This is a genomic window from Streptomyces spongiae, assembly GCF_009377185.1.
Taxonomy (GTDB): domain Bacteria; phylum Actinomycetota; class Actinomycetes; order Streptomycetales; family Streptomycetaceae; genus Streptomyces; species Streptomyces spongiae.
In genome coordinates this window covers 1-5,503 of sequence record NZ_VJZC01000638.1, presented here as the reverse complement: position 1 = coordinate 5,503, position 5,503 = coordinate 1, and the positions used below count along the sequence as shown (strand labels likewise).

The following is a 5,503-nucleotide window of genomic DNA, read 5'->3' as shown; positions in this document are numbered from 1 at the left end:
CCCAGGGACAGGATGGGACGGGTAGGGGCGGCGGGGGCGAGGAAAAGACGCTCGCTCGGGTGCCGCGAGAAAGTTCCGCCGACCCGCGTAATGCTTGCCCGTCCGCCCCCTCTCCCTTCGTACGGGCCGACCTCAGGCCCGTACGAGACCCAGGGAGAGGAACCCACACCATGCTTCCCACCGTGGTGGAACGCGAGCTGGAGTTGCAGCTCGTGCTGTCGCCGGAGCGCAGCGTCCCCGTGCAGGCCAGACTCGGTTACCGCAGTGACGACCCGTACGCCGTCCACGTCGCCTTCCACATCAACTCCGACCACCCCGTCCACTGGACGTTCGCCCGTGAACTGCTGATCGAGGGCGTGTTCCGCCCGTCCGGACACGGAGACGTGCGGGTGTGGCCGACAAAGGCGCAGGGACGGAGCGTCGTCCTGATCGCGCTGAGTTCACCCGGCGGAGACGCCCTCCTCGAAGCACCGGCCGCACAGGTGTCGGCCTGGCTGGAGCGCACCCTGCGCGCGGTGCCCCCGGGCGACGAGAACGAGCAGCTCCACATCGACGACGGGCTGGACGAGCTGCTCGCTCCGGCACCCGCCGACGACCTGTGGCTATTGGAACCGTGGCCGTGGGACGAGTCGCTGGACGGTGAGTGAGCGAGCGAGTGAGTGAGCGGAAGGACGCGGGTCAGAAGAGTTTGCCCGGGTTCAGGATGCCCAGGGGGTCGAAGACCGCCTTCACCGCCCGCTGCATCTCCAGCCCGACCGGGCCGATCTCCCGGGCCAGCCACTCCTTCTTCAGGATGCCCACGCCGTGCTCACCGGTGATGGTCCCGCCGAGTTCCAGACCGAGAGCCATGATCTCGTCGAAGGACTCCCGGGCCCGCCGCGACTCGTCGGGGTCGGCCGCGTCGAAGCAGACGGTGGGGTGCGTGTTGCCGTCACCGGCGTGGGCGCAGACGCCGATGGTGAGGTCGTACTTCTCGGCTATGCGGTCCACCCCTTCGAGCAGTTCAGCGAGCTTCGAACGGGGCACGCACACATCGTCGATCATCGTCGTGCCCTTGACCGCTTCGAGCGCGGTGAGTGACAACCGCCGCGCCTGGAGCAGGAGTTCCGACTCGGCCGCGTCGTCCGCCGGAACGACCTGGGAGGCGCCCGCGGCCTCGCACAGCGCACCCACCGCGGCGAGGTCGGCGGCGGGGTCGGGAGTGTCGAAGGCGGCGAGGAGGAGAGACTCGGTGGTCTCCGGAAGGCCCATGTGCGCCAGGTCGTTGACGGCCTTCACCGTCGTACGGTCCATCAGTTCGAGGAGGGACGGCACGTGCCCGCCCTCCATGATCCGGCACACGGCGTCGCAGGCGGCGGAGGCGGAGGGGAACTCCGCCGCCAGCACCAGCTGCTGAGGCGGCTGCGGCCTGAGGCCCAGGACCGCGCGGACGACGATGCCGAGTGAGCCCTCCGAGCCGACGAAGAGGCGAGTGAGGTCGTAGCCCGCGACGCCCTTCGCCGTACGCCGGCCGGTGGACATCAGCCGGCCGTCGGCCAGGACCACGTCCAGGCCGAGGACGTACTCGGCCGTCACCCCGTACTTCACACAGCACAGGCCGCCGGAGGCCGTGCCGATGTTGCCGCCGATGGTGCACATCTCCCAGCTGGAGGGGTCCGGCGGGTAGTAGAGGCCGTGCTCGTTCACCGCGCGGGAGAGCGTGGCGTTGACGACCCCCGGTTCGACGACGGCGATCCGGTCGACGGGGTTGATCTCCAGGATCCGGTCCATCTTCGTCAGGGACAGCACGACGCAGCCCTCGGAGGCGTTGGCCCCGCCCGACAGGCCGGTGCGGGCGCCCTGCGGGACGACCGGGACACGCAGCTCGGTGGCGGTTCGCATGACGTGCTGGACCTGCTCGACGGTCCGTGGCAGCACGACGACGGCCGGGACGCCCGCCTCGCAGAAGCTCGCCATGTCGTTCGCGTACGAGGCCGTGACGTCCGGGTCGGTCAGCACCGCCTCGGACGGGAGCCCGGCGCGCAGCCGGTCGAGGAGGTTGCCGGTCTTCTCGTCGCTTGGCGCTTCGATACGGCTCATGATCACAGCGTCGCACCGGACCGCCATCGGTGTGAACCCGTCGGCGAGGGCCTTTCGGGTGCCGCGTTGTGGTCTTCGTATGGACGCACAGTAAGCGGCATGGAGAGCGAAGAGCGGCGGTTCGGGGTGACCGGACGGACGATGCGGCGTGCACTGGGCTGGACGATGGCCGCGAGTGCCGTACTCGGCGGTGTGCTGATGGTGTTGCCGGACGACGAACAGAAGCACCCGGTGGCGCCCGCGCCGGGATCCAAGGCACGGGCCCGGACGGCCGTGGCGGCGGGGCCGCCCGCCACCCTGCCCGATCTGACCCGGCTGATCAGTGACCGTGAGGCCCGGCTGCGCAAGCGCCCGGAGGACGGACGGATGTGGGCGGCGCTCGGCACGGCGTACGTGGAGCGGGGGCGCCGTACCGGGGTGCCCGCGGACTTCCCGCGGGCCGAGCGGGCGCTGCGCACCTCGCTGAAGGTCCGCCCGAGCCTGAACGTGGAGGCGTACGACGGGCTGGCCGCGCTGGCGACCGCGCGGAACGACTTCCGGGCGGCCGAACGGTGGGGCGAGGAGTCCGTACGGGTCGCGCCCGAGCGCTGGGCGGCGTACCCGCTGCTGATCGACGCCTACGACGGTGTCGGCGACTACAAGTCGGCCCGCTTCACCCTGGACCGGCTGCTCGCCCTGCGGTCCCGGCTCGAGGTGACGCCGCCCGCGGTGACGGCGCGGGCGGCCCAGGTGTACTGGGACCAGGGCCGGCCCGAGGACGCGGCCGCGGGACTCTCGGAGGCGGTCGCCCGCGCCGAGGAGCCCGCCGAGCGGGCCACGTACCTCGTGCGCGCGGGCGAGCTGGCGTGGCAGCGCGGCGACCTGGAGGAGTCCCTGGACTACGCGACGGCCGCCCTGCACGCCGACCCCGCCGAGCACGCCGCCGTCGCGGGGCGGGCCCGCGCGCTGGCCGCGGTGGGCCGCGTGAAGGAGGCGGAACGTGGGTACCGGTCGGCGCTGACGATGACGAGGTCACCCCAGTACGCCCTGGAGCTGGGCGAGCTGTACGAGTCCCAAGGGCGTCAGGCCGAGGCCCGCGCCCAGTACCGCGCGCTGCGCGAGACGGTGCGCGCGGGCACGAAGGCGGGAGTGAACCACGCCCTGTTCCTCGGCCTGTTCGAGGCGGACCACGGCTCGCCGGAGAAGGCGGTCCGTCTGCTGCGGGCCGAGTGGAAGCGGCAGCCCGGTCTGCGGACGGCCGACGCACTGGGCTGGGCCCTGCACCGGGCGGGCAAGGACGAGGAGGCACTCCGGTTCGCGACGCGGGCCACCGACCGGGCCCACGGGGGTGAGGTCCGCAGCGCGCTGTACGCCTTCCATCGGGGCGTGATCGAGTACGCCCTGGAGCGGCACGGTCCGGCCCGCCGCCATCTGGCCGAGGCCCTGCGCCTCAACCCGTACTTCTCGCCGCTGCACGCGCCCGTGGCCAAGGAGGCGCTGGGAGAGCTGGGCGAGCCGTCGGACAAGGCGCCGGCGGAGCTGGAGAAGCGGCGGGGCGGGGCTTCGCGGGGGGCGCGCGCGTAGGACGACGACGTGGTGAGACCGGGTTGTGCCTGGTTGCGCGGCCCCACGGCGTCAGTTCCGTGGGGCCGCGGTGGCAGTCAGGGCCAGGAGGTGGGGGTGCTTGGAACCCCCTACAGGTTGCCCCGCTTTTCCTGCTCCCTCTCGATCGCCTCGAACAGCGCCTTGAAGTTGCCCTTGCCGAATCCCATCGAACCGTGCCGTTCGATGATCTCGAAGAAGACCGTCGGGCGGTCCTGGACCGGCTTGGTGAAGATCTGGAGGAGGTAGCCGTCCTCGTCCCGGTCGGCCAGGATCTTCAGCTCGCGCAGGGTCTCCACGGGTACGCGGGTGTCGCCGACCCACTCGCCGAGCGTGTCGTAGTACGAGTCGGGGGTGGCGAGGAACTGGACGCCGGCCGCCCGCATCGTCCGTACCGTCCGCACGATGTCGTTGGTGTTGAGCGCGATGTGCTGGACGCCCGCGCCGCCGTAGAACTCCAGGTACTCGTCGATCTGGGACTTCTTCTTGGCGATGGCGGGCTCGTTGATCGGGAACTTGACCTTGAGGGTGCCGTCGGCGACGACCTTCGACATCAGGGCGCTGTACTCGGTGGCGATGTCGTCGCCCACGAACTCCTTCATGTTCGTGAAGCCCATGACCTTGTTGTAGAAGCCGACCCACTCGTTCATACGGCCGAGTTCGACGTTGCCGACGCAGTGGTCGATGGCCTGGAAGGTGCGGTGGGCGGGCGGTTCGACGATCGGGGCGGCGGCCTCGAAGCCGGGCAGGTACGGGCCGTCGTAGCCGCCGCGTTCGACGAGGGTGTGCCGGGTGGTGCCGTACGTGGCGATCGCGGCGAGGACGATCGTGCCGTGCTCGTCCTTCAGTTCGTACGGCTCGGCGACGGAGCGGGCGCCGTGCTCGATCGCGTAGGCGTACGCGGCGCGCGCGTCCGGGACCTCGATGGCGAGGTCGACGACGCCGTCGCCGTGCTCGGCCACGTGTTCGGCGAGGAAGTGGCCCCACGTGGTGGCGGGCTTGATGACCGAGGTGAACACGAACCGGGCGGAGCCGTTCTCGAGAACGTAGCTCGCGGTCTCGCGGCTGCCGTTCTCCGGTCCGGAGTACGCCACCAGCCGCATGCCGAAGGCGGTGGAGTAGTAGTGGGCCGCCTGCTTGGCGTTGCCCACGGCGAACACGACCGCGTCCATCCCCTTGACCGGGAACGGGTCGGCCTGCCGTGCGGTGTCGGGAGCGTGGTGTGTGGTCTGTGTCATAGGCGCAGGTTCTCCCGCTGCCGCAAGGTGCGCAATAGTTCGCTGATTCGCTGGGCAATCTGCTCAGTGGGATGCCCGCGACGGCGGATGCTCTGTACAGGGTGACTACCTGGGAGGCCCTCATGGCGATCGATCATCTCGACGGGCGGATCATCGTGCTGCTGGCCCGGGAGCCGCGTATCGGCGTGCTGGAGATGTCCCGGCGACTGGGGGTCGCGCGCGGCACGGTCCAGGCCCGGCTCGACCGGCTCCAGTCGCACGGAGTGATCCGGGGCTTCGGCCCGCAGGTGGACCCGGCCGCCCTCGGGTATCCGGTGACGGCGTTCGCGACGCTGCAGATCCGGCAGGGCCAGGGCCCGGACGTACGGGCGCACCTGGCGACCGTGCCGGAGGTGCTGGAGCTGCACACCACGACCGGCAACGGGGACATGCTGTGCCGGCTCGTGGCCCGCTCGAACGCGGACCTCCAGCGGGTGATCGACCGGGTCGTGGGCTTCGACGGGATCGTGCGGGCCTCGACGGCGATCGTCATGGAGAACCCGGTTCCGTTGCGGGTGATTCCGCTGGTGGAGCAGGCGGCGGAGGAGCGGGGGTAGGGCCGGAGG

Annotated in this window: 5 protein-coding genes; 3 read left to right on the top strand and 2 right to left on the bottom strand. The window is 71.0% G+C overall.

The features are described 5' to 3' along the window. The first annotated feature begins 170 nt into the window (after positions 1 to 170). A complete protein-coding gene (locus FNH08_RS43500; RefSeq protein WP_152777032.1) occupies positions 171 to 647 on the top strand; it encodes an SsgA family sporulation/cell division regulator in 477 nt (158 codons plus the stop codon). Positions 648 to 678: 31 nt separating this feature from the next. Here FNH08_RS43500 and FNH08_RS43495 read toward each other — a convergent pair whose 3' ends face one another. Next, a complete protein-coding gene (locus FNH08_RS43495; protein WP_322726398.1) occupies positions 679 to 2,085 on the bottom strand; it encodes an FAD-binding oxidoreductase in 1,407 nt (468 codons plus the stop codon). 93 nt (positions 2,086 to 2,178) lie between these two features. Between FNH08_RS43495 and FNH08_RS43490 the strand changes: the two genes are divergently transcribed. After that, positions 2,179 to 3,642, top strand: a complete 1,464-nt coding sequence (locus FNH08_RS43490) for a tetratricopeptide repeat protein (protein ID WP_152777030.1) — start codon at positions 2,179 to 2,181, stop codon at positions 3,640 to 3,642. A gap of 110 nt (positions 3,643 to 3,752) precedes the next feature. Here the strand turns inward: FNH08_RS43490 and hppD are convergent, their stop codons facing one another. Beyond that, positions 3,753 to 4,898: a 4-hydroxyphenylpyruvate dioxygenase gene (hppD, locus tag FNH08_RS43485; RefSeq protein WP_152777029.1), complete on the bottom strand. Its 1,146-nt coding sequence runs from the start codon at positions 4,896 to 4,898 to the stop codon at positions 3,753 to 3,755. Between the two features lie 122 nt (positions 4,899 to 5,020). On the opposite strand from hppD, the gene FNH08_RS43480 reads away from it, so the two are divergent. Beyond that, positions 5,021 to 5,494 (top strand): Lrp/AsnC family transcriptional regulator, encoded by a 474-nt coding sequence (locus FNH08_RS43480; RefSeq protein WP_152777028.1) that lies wholly within the window; start codon positions 5,021 to 5,023, stop codon positions 5,492 to 5,494. Positions 5,495 to 5,503 lie beyond the last annotated feature (9 nt).